The 24,059-nt window shown below is 57.0% G+C and carries 15 protein-coding genes and 1 riboswitch; of the genes, 1 reads left to right on the top strand and 14 read right to left on the bottom strand.

Features of this window, described 5'->3' with window-relative positions; genetic code table 11:
* Positions 1-67 precede the first annotated feature (67 nt).
* The gene (locus tag A6U95_RS14385) at positions 68-604 is read left to right on the top strand and encodes a dihydrofolate reductase family protein (RefSeq protein WP_065684935.1); all 537 of its coding nucleotides are present in this window, start codon (positions 68-70) and stop codon (positions 602-604) included.
* A 73-nt stretch (positions 605-677) separates the two neighbouring features.
* Here A6U95_RS14385 and A6U95_RS14380 read toward each other — a convergent pair whose 3' ends face one another.
* The 14 genes from A6U95_RS14380 to A6U95_RS14315 all read right to left on the bottom strand — a co-directional run bounded on the left by A6U95_RS14380 (position 678) and on the right by A6U95_RS14315 (position 24,030).
* Positions 678-938: a YdgH/BhsA/McbA-like domain containing protein gene (locus A6U95_RS14380; protein ID WP_024486783.1), complete on the bottom strand. Its 261-nt coding sequence runs from the start codon at positions 936-938 to the stop codon at positions 678-680.
* A gap of 20 nt (positions 939-958) precedes the next feature.
* Positions 959-1,156: a heavy-metal-associated domain-containing protein gene (locus A6U95_RS14375; RefSeq protein ID WP_065684934.1), complete on the bottom strand. Its 198-nt coding sequence runs from the start codon at positions 1,154-1,156 to the stop codon at positions 959-961.
* Between the two features lie 56 nt (positions 1,157-1,212).
* Complete coding sequence (gene cueR, locus A6U95_RS14370) at positions 1,213-1,722, bottom strand: Cu(I)-responsive transcriptional regulator (protein ID WP_083196374.1); 510 nt, start codon at positions 1,720-1,722, stop codon at positions 1,213-1,215.
* 262 nt (positions 1,723-1,984) lie between these two features.
* Positions 1,985-4,540 (bottom strand): heavy metal translocating P-type ATPase, encoded by a 2,556-nt coding sequence (locus tag A6U95_RS14365; protein WP_065684933.1) that lies wholly within the window; start codon positions 4,538-4,540, stop codon positions 1,985-1,987.
* Between the two features lie 76 nt (positions 4,541-4,616).
* The gene (locus tag A6U95_RS14360) at positions 4,617-6,086 is read right to left on the bottom strand and encodes a TolC family protein (RefSeq protein ID WP_065684932.1); all 1,470 of its coding nucleotides are present in this window, start codon (positions 6,084-6,086) and stop codon (positions 4,617-4,619) included.
* Positions 6,083-9,259: an efflux RND transporter permease subunit gene (locus tag A6U95_RS14355; protein ID WP_065684931.1), complete on the bottom strand. Its 3,177-nt coding sequence runs from the start codon at positions 9,257-9,259 to the stop codon at positions 6,083-6,085. The genes A6U95_RS14360 and A6U95_RS14355 overlap by 4 nt, the downstream gene beginning before the upstream one ends.
* The gene (locus A6U95_RS14350) at positions 9,256-10,422 is read right to left on the bottom strand and encodes an efflux RND transporter periplasmic adaptor subunit (protein WP_065684930.1); all 1,167 of its coding nucleotides are present in this window, start codon (positions 10,420-10,422) and stop codon (positions 9,256-9,258) included. The genes A6U95_RS14355 and A6U95_RS14350 overlap by 4 nt, the downstream gene beginning before the upstream one ends.
* 191 nt (positions 10,423-10,613) lie before the next feature.
* A complete protein-coding gene (locus tag A6U95_RS14345) occupies positions 10,614-11,630 on the bottom strand; it encodes a sodium:calcium antiporter (protein WP_083196373.1) in 1,017 nt (338 codons plus the stop codon).
* A gap of 162 nt (positions 11,631-11,792) precedes the next feature.
* Positions 11,793-11,889: riboswitch (yybP-ykoY riboswitch) on the bottom strand.
* 33 nt (positions 11,890-11,922) lie between these two features.
* Entirely contained in the window at positions 11,923-13,977 is a 2,055-nt protein-coding gene (locus A6U95_RS14340) for an SWIM zinc finger family protein (protein ID WP_065684929.1), read from the bottom strand.
* Positions 13,974-15,098, bottom strand: a complete 1,125-nt coding sequence (locus tag A6U95_RS14335) for a VWA domain-containing protein (RefSeq protein ID WP_065684945.1) — start codon at positions 15,096-15,098, stop codon at positions 13,974-13,976. The genes A6U95_RS14340 and A6U95_RS14335 overlap by 4 nt, the downstream gene beginning before the upstream one ends.
* A complete protein-coding gene (locus tag A6U95_RS14330) occupies positions 15,098-17,482 on the bottom strand; it encodes a DUF5682 family protein (RefSeq protein WP_065684928.1) in 2,385 nt (794 codons plus the stop codon). The genes A6U95_RS14335 and A6U95_RS14330 overlap by 1 nt, the downstream gene beginning before the upstream one ends.
* Positions 17,483-17,494: 12 nt before the next feature.
* Positions 17,495-18,595 carry an AAA family ATPase gene (locus A6U95_RS14325; protein WP_065684927.1) on the bottom strand — a complete coding sequence of 367 codons (1,101 nt, stop codon included), beginning with the start codon at positions 18,593-18,595 and terminating at the stop codon, positions 17,495-17,497.
* 59 nt (positions 18,596-18,654) lie between these two features.
* Complete coding sequence (locus A6U95_RS14320; RefSeq protein ID WP_065684926.1) at positions 18,655-22,530, bottom strand: WGR and DUF4132 domain-containing protein; 3,876 nt, start codon at positions 22,528-22,530, stop codon at positions 18,655-18,657.
* A 162-nt stretch (positions 22,531-22,692) separates the two neighbouring features.
* Positions 22,693-24,030, bottom strand: coding sequence for a PLP-dependent aminotransferase family protein (locus tag A6U95_RS14315; RefSeq protein ID WP_065684925.1), 1,338 nt, complete (start codon positions 24,028-24,030; stop codon positions 22,693-22,695).
* Positions 24,031-24,059 lie beyond the last annotated feature (29 nt).

Below are 24,059 nucleotides of genomic sequence, written 5' to 3'. Positions count from 1 at the left end.
CACCCAACAGGCTACAAAACGTAGGGGCGCTGCATGTTGCGCCCGCTTAGCAAATTAAGGATATAGAATGTCGAAGTTAATTTATTATGTTGCAGCATCTATGGATGGCTATATTGCCACCCAGGATCATGAGCTTGACTGGCTGACAAATTTTATTTTAGGCGATGATGCTACACCCTATGATGACTTCTACCAGAGTATTGGCGCGGTGATTATGGGAGGCAAAACCTACAGCTGGATAATGGAAAATGCCCATGGCGACTGGCCTTATAAAGATGTTCCAGCGTTCATTTTGACAAGCCAGGATCTGGCAATACCGCAAGTTACAGGCATAAGTAAAGTGAGTGGGAATGCTAATGATATCGCCAGGCATGCAAAACTGGCGGCAAAAGGTAAGGATGTTTGGGTCGTTGGAGGGGGTAAGGCCGCGGCATTTTTCGCCGATGCTGGGGAGTTAGACCAATTATACATCACAACCATTCCCGTATTTCTGGGGGAAGGGATCAAGATCCTACCCGTCAACCGCAGTGTGGTTGTGACACCAGTGACGAGCCGGTTTTTACAAAGCGGTGCGTTAGAAAGCGTGTTAACTATAAGAAAGTAGTGCCGAGTAGTCGCCGTGGAATAAAAAGGCAGGATAGAGAAGCCGCATCTAGCGGCTTCTCTTGGGACAACAATCAGTGGTAAATCTCGGCCGTACCACACATACGATTGTTGCCGGAAGCGCCGATAATGCGATAGGCACTTGCCCCGGCTGCCTTAGCCTTATTCTCCAGTTCACGCTGGAGGCTGCTCAGGCTGTTGCTGCTTGAACAGGCGCTAATCACGCCGATTTTCTGCTGATTGGCAGGTGCAACGTCAACCAGCGTGGCCGCCATGACAGAGAAAGAAAGCGTTGCCAACGCGAGTGCGGCGATGGCCATTTTGACAGGTTTCATATCAGGTTCTCCTTTGCTGTTCAGATATGTCGGGCCGGGTAACCCGCTTTGCCAAGTACCGCAAGTAACTCGCTTGCTGCCAAAGTGCTGTCGACCTTTACCTCGCCCGCAGCCGGATTGGTTTCGATACGGGCCTGTGGGTCAACGCCCAGTAGCGCCTTGGTGACGGATTTGGCGCAGCCGCCGCAGGTCATATTGGGAACAGTGAAATGATGCATATTGATCTCCATCGGGTTGGTGTCAGATCACTATGAGGTTTGCCAGCGTGGCAAGGTCAAAGGTTTTTCTGCAAAATTTTCTCTTTCGCTACAACGGCAAACCCCTTTTCCCCGCGTTTCAGCACACCTGACGCAACACCGAACTTTGGTGCCTTATTTGGCACTGTCGTTACTGCGGTTGGCTCGGCTAAATCAGCCAGGATCGGGCAGTCTGGGCGGTCATTACCGTGGCAGTGGTCGGCCAGGAACTCGAGGGTTTCTGCCATCGCCTGCAGTTCGGCAATCTTGGCTTTTAGCCGCGCGACGTGGGAAAGCGCCATTTCTTTGACGTCGGCACTGGCGCGGTCCCGGTCGTTCCACAGCACCAACAGCGCCGAGATCTGCTCAACAGAAAACCCAAGGTCGCGTGAGCGGCGGATAAAGCGCAGGCTATGTACGTCCGAAGCGCTGTAATGGCGGTAGCCCGCATCCGAGCGTATGGCCTTGGGGATCAAACCGATCTGTTCGTAGTAACGGATCATTTTGGCTGAAACGCCGGAGGATTTGGCTGCTTGACCAATATTCATCATTATCTCCTTCAGAGGGATAGCACTGAAACTGTGGATTAGCGTCATTGTTACTGGTTAAGCTCGCTGGTCTCCCTCACCCCAACCCTCTCCCCAAGGAGAGGGAGCTGATACGGAGCTGCAGTCAGGTGTGGAGACCAACTTACACAGCCTCGAAGCTTCGGAGCTAAGGTGAACACTTGAATCCAGTTGTAGCACGGTCGGTCCCCTCTCCCTGTGGGAGAGGGTTAGGGTGAGGGATGTCACCATGGCCCGACATCGGTCATTTACTTGCGGTAACGGGGATAATCTCCGCCCCGCTTTCCGCCGTTCTGCTGGAGGACTCAACCGTCATCGGAGCCTGGAAGCGCTTCAGGCGCAGCGCGTTGCCGAGTACAAAGACGCTGGAGAGCGCCATCGCCGCCGCCGCGAAGATCGGCGAAAGCAAGGTGCCGTTCAACGGATAAAGCGCGCCCGCCGCCACCGGGATCAGCACCGCGTTGTAGGCAAAGGCCCAGAACAGGTTCTGTTTGATGTTGCGGATCGTCGCCTGGCTAAGCGCGATAGCGTTCGGCACCCCGCGCAGGTCGCCAGACATCAGCACCACGTCGGCCGCCTCGATAGCCACATCCGTACCGGTACCGATAGCCAGCCCAACGTCCGCTTCCGCCAACGCCGGGGCATCGTTGATTCCGTCCCCCACGAAGGCCACTCGCGCCCCGTTGACCCGGAACTTTTTCAGCGCAGCAACCTTGCCATCGGGCAACACCTCTGCCGCAACTTCATCAATACCGAGCTGTTTGGCGATCGCTGCCGCCGTTGCCGCATTGTCGCCGGTGATCATCGCCACTTTGAGGCCCAGCGCGTGCAGCGCCTTAATAGCCTCTGGCGTGGTTTCCTTGATCGGATCGGCAACCGCAATCACCGCCGCTAAACGACCGTCGATAGCGGCATAGAGCGGGCTCTTACCCTGTTCGCCCAGGCGTTGGGCGGCAGATTTGAAGCTCACCACATCAAGACCAAGCTGCGTCATGAACCGATCCGCACCGACTGAGACCACCCTGCCATCAACCTTGGCCGTTACGCCAAAGCCCGGCACGGCGTCGAAGCCTTCAACGGGAGCCAGCGTGATGCCTTGCTGTTTGGCGGCCAACACAATCGCTTCGGCGATCGGGTGCTCAGAGCGGGTTTCAACCGCCGCCACCAGAGCCAGCACTTCGCTGTACTCAAAACCTTTAGCAGGAACGAGATCGGTGAGTTCTGGGCGTCCTTTGGTCAAGGTGCCGGTCTTGTCGAGGGCGATAACGCTCACGTCACGCAGCGCCTGCAAAGCTTCCCCCTTGCGGAACAACACGCCAAGTTCAGCTGCACGCCCGGTACCGACCATAATTGATGTCGGCGTAGCCAGCCCCATGGCGCACGGGCAAGCGATAATCAGTACCGCAACTGCATTCACCAACGCAAAGGTCAGCGCCGGTTCCGGGCCAAAGATCAGCCAGACCAGGAAGGTCAGCGCGGCGGCAGCCATCACTGCCGGTACGAACCACATGGTCACCTTATCGACCAGCGCCTGGATCGGCAGCTTGGAGCCCTGCGCTTCCTCAACCAGGCGGATGATCTGCGCCAGCACCGTATTGACCCCGACCTTGGTGACGTGGAAGCTGAAAGCACCGGTCTTGTTGATGGTGCCCCCCACAACGGCAGCGCCTACGCCCTTCGATACGGGTAAAGGTTCACCGGTGATCATGCTCTCATCCACATAAGATGCCCCCTCGACGACCTCGCCATCGACTGGGATCTTCTCCCCTGGACGAACGAACACCACGTCACCGGTGGTCACCTGATCAAGCGGGATCTCAACGGTATCGCCGTTGCGTTCAACGCGCGCGGTCTTGGCCTGAAGCCCGACCAGCCGTTTGATGGCCTGCGACGTTCGCCCCTTGGCGCGAGCCTCCAACGTGCGCCCAAGCAGGATCAAGGTCACGATGACGGCGGCGGCTTCGAAGTAGACGTTAGCGGTTCCCTTAGGCAGTACCTCGGGAATGAATGTCGCCACCACCGAATAGCCGTACGCCGCTGCCGTACCCACCGACACCAGCGAGTTCATATCGGGAGCCCCACGCAGCAACGCCGGGATACCTTTACGGAAAAAGCGCAGGCCCGGGCCGAACAACACCAGGGTGGCGAGTACAAACTGTATATACCAGCTCGTCTGTTCACCCAAAACGCCCTGTACCCAATGGTGCATCGGAGGAATAAGGTGCGAGCCCATCTCAAGGATAAAGACCGGCAAAGTGAGAATGCCCGCAATCAGCAAAGAGCGGCGCAAGCCACGCGCTTCATTCTCGCGGCGTTCGGTATCCTGATCGTTTACATTCTCCGTTTCAGCAGACAAACGACGGGCCTTGTAACCCGCCTGCACAACCGCCGCCTCAAGGTCAGCGGTGGAGACAACCCCGGCGAGGTGCCGTACCCGCGCACGCTCGGTCGCCAGGTTGACGCTGGCTGAGAGGACGCCTGGAAGTTGCGTCAACGCCTTCTCAACTCTTCCGACGCAGGATGCGCAGGTCATCTCTTCGATCGCCAGTTCAGTGGTCTCTTCTCGTACAGCGTAACCGGCGCTCTCGATAGCACTAACGGCCGCTTGTGGATCGGCCACGCCGCTGAAGGTAACATCTGCCCGCTCGGTGGCAAGATTGACCGTGGCCGTTTGCACGCCGGGAACGGCTTTTAGTGCGCGCTCAACACGGCCAACGCACGATGCACAGGTCATTCCTTCGACCGGCAGGCTCAGACGAGCCGCTTGATTGGAACCTGATGGGAGGGAAACGGAAGCCATGGCTCTACTCCTGGGAAGTTTCGGTAACAAAAAGCTTAAACCTTCCCACCAGGGGAAGGTCAAGGCCTGTTAGCAATCAGTTCTGTAGGGGGGCATTGGCTATACCGCTGGCCCCATTACAATTGCGCTCCGTCTGAGTACAGACTTCCCAACCGCCGCCCAACGCCTTATAGATGCTGACAATGGCAAGCTGCTGGTTAGTCCGTGCGACGACCAGCGCGCGCTGGCTGGCAAAGTGAGCTCGTTCGGCATCGAGCACCTCCAGATAGAGACCGTCACCTTCGGCAAATCGCACTTGGAGCAGACGCGCTGCTTCGCGATTCGCTGCAGACTCCAGCAGGCGTAGCTCAAGCGTGCTGCCCGCAGCGCCATAGGCTTTAAAGGCATTATCCGTTTCCTGCAAGGCGCGCAACACGGCCTGGTCATAGCCGATCAAGGCCTGTTTGCTGCGGGCTTCACTGGCGGCGATCCGGGCGCGCGTGCGGCCAATATCCAGCAGCGACCAGCGAATCACCGGCAAGATAAAGCCTGAAAGCGCCTCGGCACCGTTCAACGCATCAAGATTCCCTGCTACAAAGCCGAGCGATCCCTGCACCTGGATCTCGGGATAGAGCGCAGCCGTCTCGACGCCAATCTGGGCGGTAGCCGCAGCAAGGTCCCGTTCCGCCGCCACGATGTCGGCACGCCGCGAGAGGAGCGATACGGGATCGCCCACGGCGATGGTTCGCACAGCCAACGAATCATCCAACGGCACAATTGCTGGCGGCCTGAACGACTGAGGTACTGTGCCGAGAAGGATGGCCAATACGTTGATGCTTGCCGCCCGACGGCGTTCCAACTCAGGCATGGCCACTTCAACATTACGTAACAGCGCCTCGGCACGCAGTCGGTCAAACTCGCTGGCTGAACCGGCGTTGACCTGCTGTTCAACCAGCTTCAGGCTTTCACGCTGGCTCTGGCTGATGTCGGTTACAACGGCAATTTCGGCCTCGAGACCGCGCAATTCGAACCAGGTAGCGGCCACCGTAGCAATGACGCTCACCTGCACTTCACGCAGTAACGCCTCGCGGGAGCCAGCTTGCGCCTGCGCAGCCTCCACCGAACGCCGCACGCGCCCAAACAGATCGAGTTCCCAAGCGGCATCGATGGCTCCGCGATAGCTTTCGCGTTGCCGCGGCTGGTCGGGTGAAATTTCCACTTCACCCCAACGGCGGTTCTCATAGCTAAGCGCGGGGCCGCCGCTGGGCAGGAAGCTCTGGCGATCTTCCCGCAGCATGGCCTTGGCCTCTTCCAGCCGCATGGCCGCGATGCCAATATCATGGTTCGCTGCCAATGCCTGCTGGATCAAGGCCGTTAGCGCCGGATCGTCGAAAGTACGCCACCACTCAACCTCGACGGCCCCAGAGCCGAGCCCGGCAGTTGGCTCACCAAAGTTGGTTGGCAGCGGCGACGAGGGTGGTGCATAGTCAGGACCCACCGCCGAGCATCCGGCCAGCAAGAACAGCGCACTCAGAGGAAGCAGCACAGTTTGATAGCGATCTCTCATGGCTGGCTCCCCTTGATGCGTTGTTTTGATGCTGAGCGATAATGCTCGACGCGGGCGGCAAGACCACGCATCACCACATAAAAGACCGGAGTCAGGAACAAGCCAAACAGCGTCACGCCGATCATGCCCGCAAACACCGCAATGCCCATGGAGTGGCGCATTTCCGCCCCTGCGCCACTGGCCAACACCAGCGGAACCACGCCAGCAATAAAGGCCAGCGAGGTCATCAGGATCGGCCGTAACCGCAGTCGACAAGCCTCGATAACCGCCTCAAGTGCGCTCGAGCCTTTGGCTTCGAGGCTGCGTGCAAACTCAACGATAAGAATGGCGTTCTTGGCAGCCAGTCCCACCAACACGATCAGCCCAATCTGAACGAACACGTTGTTGTCTCCCCCCACCAACCAGATACCCACGATCGCACTCAGCAGACACATCGGTACGATCAGCAATACCGCCAGGGGCAGCAGCCAGCTGTTGTACTGCGCGGCGAGGATCAGATAAGCGAGCAGCACACAGAGTGGGAAGATAAACAGCGCCGAGTCTCCGGCCAGCTTTTGTTGATAGGTGAGATCGGTCCATTCGAAGCTCATGCCTTCAGGTAGCACCTCCTGCGCCAGTTGCTCCATCAGCGCCACCGCCTGTCCGGAACTGACGCCCGGCATAGCACCGCCGGAGATATCCGCCGAGGGGTAACCGTTATAATGCATCACACGATCCGGGCCGGAACTTGGCGTAACGGTGACAAACGCTGACAGCGGCAGCATTTCCCCGGCCGCATTGCGCACTTGCAGCCGACCAATGGCTTCAGCTTGCATGCGGTGATCTGCATCGGCCTGAGCCGTGACTTTGTAGGTGCGGCCGAAGCGGTTGAAGTCGTTGACATACAGCGAGCCGAGATACACCTGGAGTGCCTCAAAAACGTCCGCCAGACGAACGCCTTGGCTCATCGCCTGGGTGCGGTCGATACTGACGTCGAGCTGCGGTGCATTGACGTCAAGGCTGGTGAGCAGCCCGGCCACCTGCCCCGTACCGCTGGCTTTCTGCATCAGGAGCTGAGTTTGCTGAACCAGCGCATCCAGCCCGGCACCACCGCGATCTTCAACCTGCATTTTGAAACCGCCAGTAGCACCCAGTCCTGGCACCGGTGGTGGCGGAAATACGCCAAGGAAACCGTCGGGGATGCTGGCGAATTTGGCCTGTAAACGCCCGGCGATTGCCATCGCACTGAGGTCGTCCGTGGTGCGATCTTTGAATGGGTCGAGCATCACGAACATCACGGCGGCATTTGGCACGTTAACAAAACCGTTGATTGAAAGCCCCGGGAATGCCACAACGCTTTCAACACCGGGTTCCGCCAGTGCGATCTTCGACATCTGCTTAACGACGGCCTCGGTGCGATCCAGTGATGCGGAGTTGGGAAGCTGGGCAATGCCAACCAGATAATATTTATCCTGCATGGGGACAAAGCCCGGCGGTACAGCCTTGAAGCCGAAGAAGGTCAGCGCAAGCAGCCCAGCGTAAACCACCAGAGCCAGGCCGCTGACCCGCACAACCTTGCGGACCGTGTTGCCATAGGCGTCCGGTGCGCGTTGGAAAGGCTTGGCCAACCGCTCAAACCTCCGTTCGACACGACCACGCAGGCTGCGAGGATCATGAGTGATCCCCACCTTACGTGGCCGCAACAGGAGACCGGCAAGCGCCGGGCTGAGCGTGAGCGAATTCACCGCCGACAGAATGGTCGAGATGGCAATAGTGAGCGCAAACTGTTGATAAAACTCGCCTTGTAAACCGCTGAGGAAGGCGGTAGGGATAAACACCGCGGCGAGCACCGAGGTGATGGCGATAATCGGCCCGGTGACCTCGTCCATCGCCTTCCTGGCGGCTTGCGGGGGATCTTCACCATTTTCGATATGCCGCTCGACGTTTTCCACCACCACGATCGCATCGTCGACTACGATACCAATCGATAGCACCAAACCAAACAGCGACAAGGTGTTGAGCGAGAACCCCATCAGATGCATTACGGCGAAGGTACCGATAAGTGATACCGGCACGGCCATCAGCGGGATCAGCGAAGCCCGCCAGTTGCGCAGGAACAGCACCACCACGATCACCACCAGGAAGATGGCCTCCAACAGCGTGGTAGCTACCGATTCCAGTGAAGCCCGAACAAACACCGTCGGATCATAGGCGATGCGTGAACTGAGCCCGGCCGGAAAGTTGCCTTCAAGCCGCTGCATGGTGGCCCGCACTGCCTGCGAAACGTCCAGCGCGTTGGCTCCCGGACTTTGAATGATTTGCAGTGCCACGGCGGGCTCACCGTCAAGCAGGCTGCGCAAAGCGTAGGCATCTGCACCCATCTCGATGCGTGCGACATCCCGTAGGCGTGTCACCTGGCCATCAATACCGGTGCGAATGATGATATCGCCGAACTGTTCTTCATCGGTCAACCGCCCGAGGGTGTTCACCGTCACCTGGAAGGCGGCGGTAGAGTTAGGAGCCTGTCCGACCGAACCCGCCGCCACCTGTACGTTCTGCTCACGTACCGCGGCTATCACGTCGCCAGCCGTCAGCCCCCGTGCTGCGATCAGGTTTGGATCGAGCCACAGCCGCATGCTGTATTCACCCGCTCCCCAAACCAGCACGTCGCTGATCCCCGGAATACGGGACAGCTCGTCGCGCACCTGCAGGTAGGCGAAATTGGAGATATACAACGGATCGTAACGCTTATCTGGCGATAGCAGGTGCACCACCATCAGAATGTCTGGCGAGGTTTTCTGTGTAACCACCCCCTGGCGTTGTACTTCTTCAGGCAAACGCGGCAACGCACGGGCGACCCGGTTTTGCACCTGAACCTGCGCCATATCGGCATTGGTTCCCTGGGCGAAAGTTACGGTCAGGATAATCCGGCCATCAGTGGCCGACTGCGACGACATGTACAACATGCCCTCTACCCCGGTAATTGCCTGTTCGAGCGGCGCGGCCACCGTTTCAGCGATCACCTTGGGGTTGGCGCCCGGATAAGAGGCGGTTACCTGCACGGTTGGCGGCGTCACGGCCGGATACTCACTGAGCGGTAATTGGAAGAAGGCAACGGTGCCAGCCAACACCATCAGCACCGAGAGCACGATGGCAAAGATCGGCCGATCGATGAAGAAACGTGGAAAGCTCATTGCGCGCCTCCTGAGGTTTGCGGCAGCGCAATAGGCGTACCGTCAATCGCCGCGGACTGTGGCGTAATCTGCATCCCTGGACGAACCAATCCCTTGACGACGATGCGCTCGCCCGCTTGCAGACCTTGTTCGATCACCCGCATTCCATCGGCTATCGGGCCAAGTTCGACCGGCCGGTATTCTGTTGTATCGTCTTTGCCAACGACCAGCACATAGCGGCTGCCCTGGTCGGTGCCAATCGACAGGTCAGAAACCAGCACCTTGGGCTGCGGTGCGCCGGTCTCCAATTTGACTTTGGCGAACAGACCGGGGGTTAATTGCCCATCAGGATTGTCCACCACCGCACGTACCCGCACCGTTCCGGTACTGCGATCGGCAGAGTTGGCGAGGAAATCAACACGACCGGGCCGCGAGTAGGTCTTGTCGGCGATCAGCGCCACCATGACTTTGGTTACCTCGGCCGCCTCTGAGGTTTTATTGGTTCTGTCAGCGGCTAGCGAACGTAAATAAGTGCGTTCGTCGACATCAAAATAGACATGCAGCGGATTGATCGAGACGATGGTCGTCAACGGAGTCACACCGCTGGCAACATAGTTACCTTCAGTGACCAGGGTTTGGCCAACACGTCCGCTGATGGGGGCGGTGACGCGGGTGAAACTCAAATCCAGTTGCGCGGCATCCAGCGCGGCTTTGGCGGCATCCACCTGGGCTTTGCCTGCGTTCACTGCGGTGGTGGCGGTATCAAGAAATGCTCGCGCGACGACCTTTTGCGCGAACAGTTTCTCGGCTCGTGTATATTCCGCCTTGGCGAGTAGCGATGCCGCTTCAGCCTCGCGTAGGCGTGCTTTGGCAACGTTCACTGCGGCTACGAACTCCCGAGGATCAATGAGAAACAGCGGGTCTCCTTGATTAACCAAGCGCCCCTCGGGCACCGTGACCTCCTGGAGATAGCCCGCGACCCGTGGGCGAAGTTCAACCCGCTTGACCGCGGTCAGCGATCCGGTGAATTCCACAAAAGGCGTTATCGGGCGCACGACGACTTCGGCCACCGGAACGCCAGGCGGTTTGGCAGCTGCGCCGGAAGGCACCGCCTCCTTGCATCCGGAGATAATGAACGCGGCGCTTATCGCCGCAGTGAGCAGGGTTATAGCTTTGACTTGCATCGGTATACCTTTCGCGACGATTGTCGACAGTAGGTTTGGCAGGCTGCCTTTATCCGGCTTGTCACGTTTGGAAGGTCAAGTATTTTTTACGGCAGGCAATGAGCGACCAAGTTGGAGCAGAGTCACACTGACTGCAGCGGCTCCAATGGCCGCTGCAGTCGTATTTGAGGAGGGTTAATTATTCTATTGTTTTAGCCGCTAAATGAGATTGAGGCGATAATATAAGCGAAATAAAAAGCCCCATTAATAAATAACATCCACACTTTCAGCTTTTTGTTTCTGGCATTGATCCACAGCCAAAATGCCGATGAAAGCGTAATAAACACCCCGATCAACACTTCATGCCGGGGCTGCCACGGCGTCAACAATATACCGATGGCGGGTAATATCGTGCCTTGAAAAACCATTGCGCCGGTAATATTGCCTAATGCCAGAGTATCCTTTCCTTTGCGTATCCATAGAATGCTGTTCACCTTCTCTGGCAATTCGGTAGCTATAGGAATGATAATCAATGACAGCAACAACACCGAAATGCCAAGCTTTTCCGATACTGCGGCAACACCGTCTATAAAACCTAAAGCCCCTGCTACCAATACGCCCAAACCCATTAAGGTTTGCAGGATGATGGTAAATAGCGTGGTGGGCAATCCCACTCGGGATAAGAACATGACGTTATCTGCCGCTGTTCCATTGCCTTCAGCCACTAATTTTTTCGAAGCGTGTAAGGTTTTTACAATATAGGTGACATAAAGCAAGACCAACAACACGCTGACGCCCATTCTGGCTATTTTCATCTCCACAGGAATGAACAAGGCAATTGCGGCTAACACAAAAGCCAGCAGGAAGAAATGCGTATCCCGTATAAACCCCGTGGGCTCTGGGGTGATTGACCCGTTAATGCCCCGCCGTCTAACCACGGCCAGCGCCATCAAAAAGACCGACAGCGTAGACAACATCAGCGGCGCGCCCAATATTGCCCCCACGCCAATCTCTTCGTTAACATTAGCGGCCGACGTGCCGGCAACCAGGGCCAAAATGGGCACCATGGTTTCAGGTAAGGCGGTGCCAATGGCGGCAAAAAGCGAACCGGTTACCCCTTCAGAGATCTTCAACCTTTCTCCAAGGTGTTCCAGAGCATTGGTGAAAATCTCAGAGGCAATCAATATGATGATTAAAGATATTGCGAGCTGGAAAAATGACAGCGTCATCCTTTAGCCCTCAATTCGCCAGGTTTTTGGGCGGTTTTTTTGCTGAGGTTATGTGAAATTAAAGCAGAAAAAAGGGTCATTATGGAAATACCGACTGGACGTAGCAAACCATGGTGTAATATTCCTCGTCCAATCCAAAAGAAATATTACCCCTATGGTCTCGCCAATCTGATCGACGGATGTGCCACAGCAAGTTGCTGAGTATGTTGACACATCCTCCTTCATGATGAAGGAAGGCTACTCCCCAAATGAGTGGGGCAAGCTTAGTCGAACTGTCATGGCGCTGTCAAAGTCAATTACTCTGCCGGTCTTTCACCAGGCGCAGCGTTTGATAAATCGTCATCAACCGCGGGACTAATTGCGTGTGGTTATTGGAGCGAATACGCTCGGGTAACTCGTTTAACCATGCAGACAGCTGCACCAGGCCATAGCCATTTAGCGCTTCGGCTAACATTTCCACCCGCTCAATCCCGCGCCCTCCTTGATGCCGGATCCCCTGCTGTAACCACTGAGCCAGCAACGTTTCGGTGTCTGCCAACGCTTGCTGCATGCCTGAGCGCTGTTGCAGATCGGCCTGGCGCTCCATTGGGAAAGGCTCAGCCTCATCGGCACACAGCGAGAATATCTGGGCGTCACTGGCGACGGCTAACGGCTCGATAATCAGTTTGCCTGACGCGATCTTCACCCTGCCTGAAATCAACCGCGGCGGAGTTGCTGGCGTGAGCATTGCCCTGGCTAATACCTCGATAGCCTGAGGGGCGGCACTATCGTAATTTAGTGACACTGTCACCAAATTATCATCACCCGCCTCTCCGCTTAAGAGTTCAAGCTGCAAGCACTGCAAGGCCGGGTCCCAGCACCAGTCGAGCACCTCGCTAACCGGTAAGATATGCAGTTGCTCGATCGGCTGTCTGGGGCGTACAAAATCCGGCAATGCCTGCTGGAGATGACGCTTCAGCGCTGCCGCATCAGGCTGCCTGAGCGGTTCCCCCAGCAGCTCCCACGCACGGGCAGAGAGCGGCAATACGCTGGTATATTGCTTACCGCTAGCAATGTCCAACGCTCCGTTTGCCCGGCGCTTGGCGGCATTGGTGATCACCTGGCAGGCCGCCAGTTTTTTTACCGGGTGGCCGGCAATCCTGCGGCTGCCTATCGGCGTCGCCACGCCTTGTGGATCGCTATTTCTAGGCCACTGGCGTTCGATAACCATCAGCGCTTGGGAGTCCGGGTCGGTGTAGATCAGATCCACCCCTTCCTGCTGCTCGTCGGCCCAATAACGCGCACCGAGCGAAACCAGTTTCAGATGTTCCAGCTGGATCTCACCTTTGACGCCCAGGCCAAGAATTTCAGCCGCCGGAAGGCGTGGTAAGGTCTGCTGCTGCGCCTGTTGGTCCATGCACCTGGCCGCGACCAACCGGGCGGAAAGCCCGCTGATGCGCTGCAAGAATTCGACCGGATGATAGCGGCTTGAACGATTATGTTGATCGGCCATCCCTTGCTGAATATCCGCCAGGCTTTCGCTAATCCAGCGCCACTGAAGCTGCTGGGCATGGCGACTCACTTCTGCCATCAGGGGGTTGATGGCCGTCTCAGGCTGGCTGCTGCCGTCCGACCACAGCTTGAGCAGCAATTTATCCAACGACGTTTGTAATAACACTGCTTCTGATTGGTCGAATAAGGCGTTTGCCTGCGCCTGTTCGCCGTCAGGCAAACTGATTTGCAGCGTTAACTGCTCAAAGTCTGGCTGGCTGAGTTCGGCCTGCTCAAAACCCCAGACCGCCATCACAATATGTTCGCAAATCGTCTCCTGAATACAGTCACAGCGTGCATGAGCCAGGCTGCTGCGTGAGAAAAATCGCACGTCACACATCGGTAAACGCGCTGACGGAGTGGCTTGCGCCCCGCTGCCTTTGCTCAATTGCACCACTACGCTGCTCTGGATCAGCTTTTTAGCCCGGCTAATAACCGAGAGCGGGACATCGCCAAGCTGTTCACTAAATCTGGCCGGGGACCAAGCCGGTGCAGGTTCTTGCGGCTGAGCATCGTCAGCTTCTGGGGGCACCCCAGTGGCATGTAACGCCTGATAGGCCAGGACCAGCGTGACCCGATGGCGGCACATGCTGCTGGCCGGGCAGCTACAGGCCGCATCCCGCAAGGTTTTGCCTGGCGGAAAAGTGACTTGGTTACCGTCGCTGAACTTGGCATCAATACAGCCATCGTTACGCTCTGTCAGTTCAGGCAGTTTTCCTTCGGCGACCTCTTTCTGTGCGCGCTTAACGAAACCCGCGTTGCTTAACGCCATCAGGGCTTCCGGCGTGAGTTCGAGTAAATCGGAACGTTGAGTCATCCTTGTACCTTTTCAGCCAGCCAGGCCGCCAGTTCGCCGGGCGTCATGGCGCCAATTTGTGCGCCGACCGCGACCAGCCGGTTAGCCATGTCACGATCGTATTGTGGGTTGGCCTGGTGATCTAACGCTGCCAGCCCCAACACTTTGGCTCCGGCCTGAATGCAGGTACGCACCCGCCGTACCAGCTCGCTTTCGCTGCCGCCCTCGAAGAAATCACTCAGCACTACCACGATCGTGCGCTGGGGATTGGTGATGCAGGACTGGGCATAGCCCACCGCCTTGGCGATATCGGTGCCGCCACCTAGCTGTACCTTCATCAGCAGTTCAACCGGATCGCTGACGTCTGCGGTCAAATCCACCACCGCGGTATCAAAGGCGACCAGCCGGGTTTGCATGCCTGGCAAATTCCACAGGCAGGCCGCCATCACTGCGGCATGGATCACCGAATCCACCATCGAGCCACTCTGGTCTACCAGCAGGATGATGTCCCAACGTTCGCTATGGCGTTTAACCCGGCTCATAAACGCCGGATTTTCGATAAACAGCTTGCCGTGCTGTGGGCTCCAGCGGTGCAGGTTATTGCCAACGGTGCGTTTAAAATCAAAGTTGCGCGCCACCTTGACCTGCGAGGGGCTGCGGCGGTCACGGCTGCCGGAAAATGACTGGCGCACGTCACGTGCCAGGCGTTCCATGATCCGCCGAACCACTTCCGCCACCAATCGGCGTGCGGCGGCCAATACCTGCGGGTTCATCAAGTGTTTGGTGTGTAACACCGCTTTCAGTAACGCTTCCGAGGGTTCAATACGTTCCAGCACGTCAAGATTGGTGACCACATCGTCAATGCTGTAGCGCTCAACCGCGTCCACTTCCAGCCGTTCAATCACCTCTTTCGGGAACAGCTGATGAATTTCATTAATCCACTCAGGCGTGGTCAGGTTGGATTTACCCAGGCTGGCTCCGCGCTCACCGCGAGCCAAACGCTCCGGATCCCGTCCATACAGCCATTCAAGTGCGCTATCGACGGAGCGATAGTGAGCGTCTAATTCACCCAACGAGGCCTCGGCGGCTTCGCCTAACAGCAAGCGCCAGCGCTGTAATTCTGGAGTTAATTGATTTGCCATTACGCCAGCCCCCATTGGCCAAGGATTTCCAGTGCCCGCTTTTCGGCCTGTTGCATAGCCGCAATCTCCTGCGGCGTTGCGGCAGTAATTTCGCGATTTAACGACGATACCGGTAGATGACTCGCCTGATGGAGTTCCAGTATCTGGCGGGCAAACTCACCGCGCTCCCTGGGTGGCAGCCAGGCAAATGCACCGCGCATCGCCGGCAAGGCCAGCAGGAAGTCTTCGTCATCCAGTGCGGTAACCAACTGGTTCAGGCCATCAACAAAGGTTAAATCCTGGGTCAACTGATGGCGCGCCAACGCAATCAATCCGCTGAGCGCATCGCCCATTTTATTGGCTGCCAGGGTGGCCAGCAGCGCTAACGGCTGTGCGATCGGCGATGCGGTATCAGGCTGGGTGTCATTCAGGCTGAGTAATGCGCCCAATGCCGCACCACGGCTAAGCGGATCGGCATCGGTAGACGCGGCTTTTCTTTGCCAAACGGTGAGCGCGCGATCGGCTTCCAGCGCGGGAAATAACGTATTGCGGTCGGCATCAGGCAGCGCGAGCAGATCCCGCGTCACCAAGCGGATCGCCTGAAATGCCACAATGTGCCGATGGCTGTCGGCGGGGTTCACGCTGCCATAGCTTTCACATAGCCATAGCGCGCGGTCGAAAGTTATCTGGATCACCGACAACAAGATCGCTGATCCTTGCATACCTACGCTTTCACCGTGGCGATAGAGCGTGTGGGCGGCTTCCAGCGCCAGGCCCAGGTCTTCAAAGTTCCCTTCCTGGCTCACCGCCACAGTAAGCTGTTCTACTACCCGGCTGCTGAAATCCGCCAGCCCGGCCAATGCCGCCTGATTCAGTAATTTAACCAGCGCTACCACCATCCCCTGGCTACCGTGCAGATCCAGCAGGGCCTCTTCCAGCTTGGCCAGTGCGGCATCGGCCAGCGTAGCGCCGTAGGAGGCTGCCTCAATCAGCGCTGCAACCTGCTCAAGCGGTGCTCGAAGCTGCCAGTGTTCGCTCATTTCGCCCGACATGGCCTGCCCAACCCCCTTCAGGCAATGAATGCCAGGGATCGCCAATATCGCTAACTGATGCAAGGCTCTGCTGCGCTGGCGATCTTCAGGTTTAAGCAGGTCGAGTTTGACCTCCGAGGGGATCGTAATCGCCAACCGCGCCAATTCGAGCTCCAGCGAAATCAACAGCGGCGGACGTGGCGTATTGGCCGCAAGTTTACCGTGCGACTCCCCGGCTAAAACCGCCATCATCTGCACCAGAATGGGTTCGGTTCCTGGCCGTAAAGGACCGCGATAGGTCCACGGCAGCGGGACATCCATCGCCTCTTTCACCAGCGAACCGGCCATGGCATCCAGCCAGTCATTGCGTAACGGCAACTGGTGGCCCCGCAGCCGCGCAAGTGCCTGAACCCGTAAATACACCGCGCCCATATCGGCGGTAGACGCCGGTAGGTTAAGCTTGCGCAGCCGTTCAAGTATGCGCTGGAAAGCGTATAGCCCCGCCTGCTCCAGGCCAAATTCCCACACCCACTGCTGGAACGCCGGTGACGGCATACCGGAAGCATAACCGGTGAAAGCATCCAGCCGTTTATAGCTGTAGGGCACCAAATAAGAGCCAGTGATGTATTGCGCGTCGCCTTGCCAATCGTCAAAGCATTGGCTTAAAGCGGGCAGCTCAGGCTCATGCTCTTCACTGGGGAGGTTTTGCCACAGCTTCATCAAGGCGGGGGCGCGATAGCCGCCACACACCACTAACACGGCCCCGTCCTGTTGATCCATAGCCCAGCGGATCCAGCGGGCCATCATGGCTTCACGAGCCTGATTGCCTTGCGAGCCGGGAACCTCTCCGCGTAACCGTTCGAAATAGAGGCTTAGGCGTTGTTCCAGCTCCTGCACATCGCACCGATCTTCAAATAACCGATCCCAAAGCGCATCGCGCCCCTGAATACCCAGTTCCAGGCTCAATGCTTGTTCAAAATCCTCGGCCCGTTGCTGCTGTTCGGCATCGGCCAAATCGGCGTAGCGGTTGGCAATATCGGCAAACGCAGCATGCCAGGCCGGCAGATCCATAAAGCGTATTTCCGCCTTGATAGCTCGTGCCTGCTGCAGCGCCTGCCACTCAGGAGAATGCTCGGCAAACGGTGACCAGGAACCTCTGCGCACGCTCTGTCCAGGCTGTTGTGGCACGCCATAGCTATAGATAGCCAGCGGTAGCTGATGGGGCAAAAACAGCTCATCAAGCCGGGAGTTGAAGTCCATCGGCCCTTCTATCAGCACGTAGCGCGGTTTTAGCGTGTTAATTCTCGCCGCTACCAGCCGGGCACAGGCCGGGCTGTGGTGGCGGATACCGATGATTTCCGGTGATTGATTCATTACGCAGCGCCTTTAAGGCAAACGGTGTCTGGCTTGGTAATAGGCCCGCCAGTGGTTACCGGGCTTTTTCGCGACCTTCTGCTCAAAATAGCGCCTGAGTTTTGCCCGATCGTCCGCATTGTCTTTGACCACCGTCCCAGCGATACACTCCACCAGATCGGCAGGCTCACCGCTACGCTGTTCAAGAAACCATGCCCGTACCCCCACCGCATGGGCCACGTTCACCGCCTCGGCGGTCGACATCACGGCGGTTAACCGATCCATGGCGTTGTCGCCGCCTTTACCCGTTGATTTCTCACCGCCGCGCAGATCGCGGAAGGTGGTGACCAGCAGTTCTAGCACCTCAACGGGGACGGTGTGAGGAATGGCGCTCTTTTCCAACAGCCGGTTGGACGCCGTAGCCACCAAATCCAGTTCCTGTTGGAAATCCATGATCGGAAATACGGTTTCAAAATCAAAGCGACGCTTCAGTGCGGCACTCATTTCGTTCACCCCGCGGTCACGGGTGTTGGCGGTGCCGATAATGTTGAACCCTTCCTGCGCATACAGCAGGTTATGGTCATCATTCAGCTCGGGGATGGTCATCACGCGATCGGACAACATACCCAGCAGGCAGTCCTGCACCTCTAATGGTGCACGAGTGATCTCTTCAAAACGCACGATTTTGCCGTCGCGCATGCCCTGATAAAGCGGTGCCGGAACCAGCGCTTTCAGCGAAGGCCCTTCGTTGATCAGCATGGCGTAGTTCCATGAATACTTGATCTGATCTTCGGTAATCGATGCCCCGCCCTGGATCGTCAGGCTGGAGGTGCCGGAGATGGCGGTCGCCATCAGTTCAGACAGCATGGATTTGGCCGTGCCCGGCTCACCAACCAACATCAGGCCGCGGCCAGTCGCCAGCGTGACCAGCATCCGCTCAATCGAGGCCACGTCGGCGACAATTTTACGCTCAATGCCTAACTTTTCGTCACCCAGAATAAAGCGCCGAGCGGCATTCAGGCTAAGTGCCCAGCCCGGTGGGCGCGGCTGGTTATCCAATTCTGCCAACAGGGCAAGTTGTTCTGCGTATTGAATTTCCGCTGGTGGCCGCTGCATTTTTTGTTGTTCAGACATAGGGATGGATTCTCTTGGTAGGCGGTACGATCCCGACATGTGTCGGGATCAAGGCAAGCTTAGGCGCGCAGGGCTTCCATATCGCGGATCAGTTCGCTGATGACGATGTCATCCACAAGGGTGAATGGTTTGCGTTCTTCGGTTCGCTGCCAGTAATACTGGCCGTCGTCGATCACCACCGTCTCCAGCGTCTGTTCAGGGTATTCATCGACCATGCCCACGATAATGCAAGGTTCAAACGACAGGCTAAACCCCAACTGGCGATCGATGGGTTTGATGAAGTCCATGATCGCGCCGCCGTCCTGGGCATCACCACGGCGCCAGCCTTTGTTCGCCAGCCCAAGAATACGGCCAGTAGGGACTACGGCCCCTTTCCAGCGCAGCAGCTCACGGCTTGCCCGCTCTTGTTCGGTCAAGCTATAGGTATCGCGGCCCAACTGCACGAACGGTTGCAACAGTTCATAATCGGCAAACAGTTGGCCGAAGCCTGCCGCCTGGTGCTCAGGCAACTCTAGCGCGTGCGGAATACCAATGCGTACGTTATCGCCCTGTGGCAAGGTGTATTCGTCATCTTCTGCTGTGGTCAGGCTGCCGTCTTCGGCAACGCGGAAACAGTCCAGCAATTTGCCGCCGTGAGTCGATGCGTCGTCCACCAGATACACGCCCCACGCCAGGCGTTGCACCAAGTGGCGTACCAGCGGATGGCGTACCAAAAACAGCTCGAACAGCTCAGGTGTCCAGCGGCGGCGCTGGCACATGGCAATTTCCAGGCGCACAACTTGCTGGGCGGCCACGGTGCGGGCACCTTTTTTCAGCAGCTTGAAGATGTTCACCGCTTCGTTGGCCAGTTCCTGATTGTCGGTCTTTTTCGGCTTCGGCAGATCTTTCAGGCGGGTGCCATCCATATCGCGCACGAACGGTTTCAGCGTTTCATCGAAGCTGACGGTAAACTGGCGATCGCCAAAATCCAGCCGCAGCGAGCCGTTTTCATCCAGCCCTAAATCCGGCGCTAAACGGTCTTCCAACTCCTCAATGGTTAACTCGCGGGCTTCGGCAATGGCCGCAATCTTTTCCCGCGCCCGGTCCTGCAAGCCTTTAAATTTGACCTTCTGCGCGATGCCGTTCAGCAGCATCAGTGCCACGTCAGATCCGATCTGATTCAACACTTCAAGGCCGTTAACCGCCCGCTGGTGCTGAGCCTCTCCCGGCCAGGCACGAATAAACGGCGTGAGCTTACGTGCAGTATCGTCGGTACCAAACAGGCCCAGAGACATAAATGCCCAACCCTCTTTGGATGGCGCGGCAGCAAATAACCATGCCGAGAACATATCCCAGGCAAAGTCCGCCAGTGAGTCTGGATCACAGGCCTGTCTAACCTGATTGATCCCTTCATACAGCCCCTCACTGACCGGGAAGCGCAGCATAGTACCCAAGTGTTCCAGCGCACTGTCCGGTAAGGCTTTGTTACTGGACTTGAGTAACGGACGACGCCAACCTGCGGGTTGATAGAAGTCCGGCGATTTGCTGATTTTACTTGGGAAGCGATCGAGCGGATCTTCATCCAGCATAGCGCGCAGTGCTTCGATCACCTCTGGATTGCCGTAAGCTTCACCGGTTTGCATAATCAACGCTTCGTGCCCCTGCGTTGCCAGCATCCGTAACGCCGAGGTCGCGCAATCTTTGGCTTCCCCTTTTTTGCCTAAGGCCGCAGGGATCAGGCCGATAGCGCTGTGGTGCGGATATTTGCACAGCCATTGCTGGGCTTCACTACGCAGCGTTTTCAGCTTGAGGTAGGCACGGGCGATAAGCGGAGCCAATTCGCAGGCCCCCACGTGGCCCCAGATAGTGGTCAGTTCCGTTGGACGAGAGCGCACCGCGTTGATCAGGCCAGGTAGAGCCGCTTCGCCAAACTTGGCCACCATATACCCCTCACCGCTGCATTGATGAGTAGACAAACTGTTCCATAAGGCCAGCGCCATCTCATCGGGCAACAGGGAGGTAAAGCGCAGACTAAAGTTTGACCAACTGGTCTGCGCAAGCTGAGCCTTCCAGGCGTCAATCAGCCCCTGCGTATCCCGGTTTCTGATGGCAATGGCCGCCGTTTCGTTCTGGCTCTTTCTGTTACCTGATTGATAGATCTGAAAACCCAGCTCATTGGCCAGCGTGTTCATATTTTTTGCGGCAGCCTGATAGCGTTTTTCTTCCCACCCATTCAGCGCTAACCACTGTTTTTTCTCTTCATCGGTTAAATCGAGTACCGGTGCCAGCACCTGAGGCTCAAGTGCCAGGGCTGCCGCTTCGCGTTTTTTCTTTTTCTGTAGCCAAGGTGGGCTGACCAGCACCAGGGGTAAATCAGCCTCATCGGCTAATTCAACCGGGCCAGATACGCGGGCAATCAAGTCTTGCACCTGAGTTTGCGCGGCCCCGCTCATCCAGGGCAGTAACTTGGCCACTTGTTCAGGATTGGCCAACAGCAGATTGCTTAAGCAAGCGCTCAACATGCCGCTGTCTTTGTTGTTAGAGGCCAACAGCTCGGCAAGCGCCGGGATCGATGCCAGCGGCCAGCGGTGCGCGGCGTCGATAAACCGCGCCAGAAACGCTTTACCCTGACCGGAGACCTGCGCCAGAGCGGTTATTGCCGCAGGCGTGCCAATACAGGCCAGAGCATCACCGGTAAGGGTGATTTCCGGCTGGTAGGCCAGAATTGGCACCGCGTTAACGCCGCGCTCTGCAATCAGCGTAGCGATACTAAATTCACAGTTAAGGAATGCAGCGTGACGATACACAGAACGGCTCATTGCTCCTAACGACTTCAGGACAGCCTCGTCGGTGGCGACCAACTGTAGCCATGGCGTGACGTCACTATCCCCCTGTTGGAGCAACTCACCGGCTAACCGGTTCGCGATATCTGGGCGTTCAGGCAATAACAAGGCAATCAACGGCTGGCGGCTAACGTGCAGCTGCGGCAAGCCTGCGAGCAGTTTAGTCACGCAAATCTGCCATTCGGCCTCATCGGCACAAGCCAGATACTTACGAAAATGCAGCTCAGCGCAGCTATAGGGAGACATCCACGAGCCGCTTAGCGGATCTGCGATATCCGTATTGAGGTAGTAACTGTGCTTTTGCGCATCACTATCCCAGTTTGATTCAACACAGATCCCTTGCGCCAGTAGCAGCACATCAATCGCGTACGGCAATCCCTTTCTGGCCACTAAAAAGTCGGTAATATCTGTCTTGTTGTCGCCGTAATAACGGTTGGTACCGGCATTGCATGCAAGGGCAAACAACACCGCATCTGACTCAATGGTGCCGTCCATCTGTTGATCGGCCAACCGTTGCCAGCTTGCAACATAAGTCTGGCGCAACTCCGCAGACGAGGAGTCAAAGTCAGTCTGAAAATCGTCACTTTTATAGAGGTGGTTGCGAAGCTTGATCCAGCTCTGCTTAGCGTTTAGCTCCGGCTTTTCGCCCGGATGGGCTCGGTTGGCCAATGCCTGAACGCTTAAATTCTTCGGTAAGGAAATCGGTTCACCATTGGCTAGCCACGGTGGTGTTTCGCCAGCAGGTTTGGCGATGTCCGAAGAGATAACGGATTGCGAGAGTATGGTGGCAGCAGAGACCTGAGGCGTACTTTCCGCTGGGGTATCGCTTATTGGCTCAGCGCGGGGTTTTTCTGCTGGTTCGGCCTTCGGTTGTGGCGCCGTGGCGCCAATGGTGGCGTTTTCATCAACGGCAATTTCAACGTAGCCTTTGCCGGTTTTTTCCTTCACCAGCTTGGTCATGGCAGCCGAGGCCTTGGCTTCGTTATCAAAACTCTTGGTCTGGCTTTGCCCTTGCGTACCAATCTTGCCCCAGCGCAGGTTTAAATCACTGTCCGACTGCTCGATTTGCCAAAATTTGTTTGATTTATCATCTTTGAATTCGAAATGACGCACCGCTGTCTCCCTGGGGATCAATTATCCATAAAATAACGCGTGGGATTAAGTTATCAGATATTTAGGCTATGAATAGGGGGACCACATGGAATTTGGGAAAAACGCCATGCGGTCAGATTGATGACAAAGCGATGTGCACACATGCTGCGCCCACGGCCCCTCTTAAAGATAACAGTGCAACTGTATGACCCGCTTAACCGTTGTTAATGCCTCACGCAGGGTGGGCAGCGGCAGCGAACCCAACGCCAAACGCAGGGCATGTGGTACATGAACCGAGGTAGCAAAAGGTTCTGCGGTAGAGAGCGAAATACGCTCTTTTAGCAGGGCGGCCGCGATGCGATCCGCCCTAACCTCCTCTGGCAAGGGTAACCACAGAAAATACGAATCAGGGTGGCCAATATAGTTCAGCTCGCTCAGTGCTTCACGAGCGATTGACTGACGTAACCGGGCATCTTGGCGTTTTTCGTCTTCTAGCCGCATAACGGTGCCGTCTTCGATCCACTCACACAGGATCGCGGTCATGATCGCCGGGGTATTCCAAGTGGTTGCCCTGATGGCTCGTTCCAATGCGGGGGTCCATTTTTCCGGGGCGGCCACTATGCCAACACGCAACCCGGTCGCAACATTCTTGGAAAAACCGGAGATATATACCGTGGATTCTGGGGCGAGACTCGCTAACGGCAATGGCGGTTTCTCTGCCAGATAGGCGTAGGCGGCATCCTCAATGATTAGCAGCCCATGCTCGCGCGCCAGCGCCACCAACCGATGCCTCTGTGGCTCGCTCATCACCCAGCCAAGTGGATTATGCAGCGTTGGCATGCAGTAAACGGCCCGCACCTGTCGGCGCTGGCATAGCCGTTCAAGTTCAGCCAAATCAGGGCCGTCACTTAACGCGGGAATGGCGACCAGCTCAAGATGGTAGCTCTCGGCCAGGATTTTAAAACCCGGGTAGGTCAGGGCATCAACCGCGACCACGTCGCCCGGTTGCAACAGCCCCATCACGGTGACGGCTAACCCTTGTTGAGCGCCATTAACCAGTAAAATGTTCTCTGCCGCCAGGTTTAAGCCACGGTGGTTCAGATGTCTGGCTACGATCGCCCGCTCGTGTGGCCGGCCTGCATGGGGCTGATAGCGTAGCAATGCGTCCAGATCGCCGGAGGAAGCCAACTGGCGTAAAGCAGCCCTCAGCAGTTCGCTTTGTGACGCTAGCGTTGGGTAATTGAAGTTCAGATCGAGCATGTCCGTGGCGACGGCCTGCTGATCGATGCCCAAGCCCGGCGGCAGCGAAATCTCCCGAACAAAGGTTCCCCGGCCCGCCTCCCCGCTGACTAACCCCATCGCTTCAAGTTCCGCATACACCCTTGAGGCAGTGACCAACGACATACGTTCCTGGGCGGCAAGCTGGCGATGGGTGGGTAAACGGGTCCCTGGTATAAGACGCCCTGCGCGAATATCAGCGGCAAAGCTATCGACCAGCGATTTGTAACGAGCACGCGCCATAGCAACTTGTATCCATGACAATTTTTTGA

It is taken from the genome of Serratia sp. 14-2641, assembly GCF_001692375.1.
Classification (GTDB): domain Bacteria; phylum Pseudomonadota; class Gammaproteobacteria; order Enterobacterales; family Enterobacteriaceae; genus Chania; species Chania fonticola_C.
The sequence above is the reverse complement of the archived record's forward strand: the minus strand, read 5'-3'. Positions and strand labels throughout refer to the sequence as shown.

Bases quoted from the DNA above. Each gene is read 5' to 3' on its own strand.
- A6U95_RS14385 (WP_065684935.1), top strand. From the start codon at position 68: ATGTCGAAGTTAATTTATTATGTTGCAGCATCTATGGATGGCTATATT.
- A6U95_RS14380 (WP_024486783.1), bottom strand. From the start codon at position 938: ATGAAACCTGTCAAAATGGCCATCGCCGCACTCGCGTTGGCAACGCTT.
- A6U95_RS14375 (WP_065684934.1), bottom strand. From the start codon at position 1,156: ATGCATCATTTCACTGTTCCCAATATGACCTGCGGCGGCTGCGCCAAA.
- cueR (WP_083196374.1), bottom strand. From the start codon at position 1,722: ATGAATATTGGTCAAGCAGCCAAATCCTCCGGCGTTTCAGCCAAAATG.
- A6U95_RS14365 (WP_065684933.1), bottom strand. From the start codon at position 4,540: ATGGCTTCCGTTTCCCTCCCATCAGGTTCCAATCAAGCGGCTCGTCTG.
- A6U95_RS14360 (WP_065684932.1), bottom strand. From the start codon at position 6,086: ATGAGAGATCGCTATCAAACTGTGCTGCTTCCTCTGAGTGCGCTGTTC.
- A6U95_RS14355 (WP_065684931.1), bottom strand. From the start codon at position 9,259: ATGAGCTTTCCACGTTTCTTCATCGATCGGCCGATCTTTGCCATCGTG.
- A6U95_RS14350 (WP_065684930.1), bottom strand. From the start codon at position 10,422: ATGCAAGTCAAAGCTATAACCCTGCTCACTGCGGCGATAAGCGCCGCG.
- A6U95_RS14345 (WP_083196373.1), bottom strand. From the start codon at position 11,630: ATGACGCTGTCATTTTTCCAGCTCGCAATATCTTTAATCATCATATTG.
- A6U95_RS14340 (WP_065684929.1), bottom strand. From the start codon at position 13,977: ATGACTCAACGTTCCGATTTACTCGAACTCACGCCGGAAGCCCTGATG.
- A6U95_RS14335 (WP_065684945.1), bottom strand. From the start codon at position 15,098: ATGGCAAATCAATTAACTCCAGAATTACAGCGCTGGCGCTTGCTGTTA.
- A6U95_RS14330 (WP_065684928.1), bottom strand. From the start codon at position 17,482: ATGAATCAATCACCGGAAATCATCGGTATCCGCCACCACAGCCCGGCC.
- A6U95_RS14325 (WP_065684927.1), bottom strand. From the start codon at position 18,595: ATGTCTGAACAACAAAAAATGCAGCGGCCACCAGCGGAAATTCAATAC.
- A6U95_RS14315 (WP_065684925.1), bottom strand. From the start codon at position 24,030: ATGGCGCGTGCTCGTTACAAATCGCTGGTCGATAGCTTTGCCGCTGAT.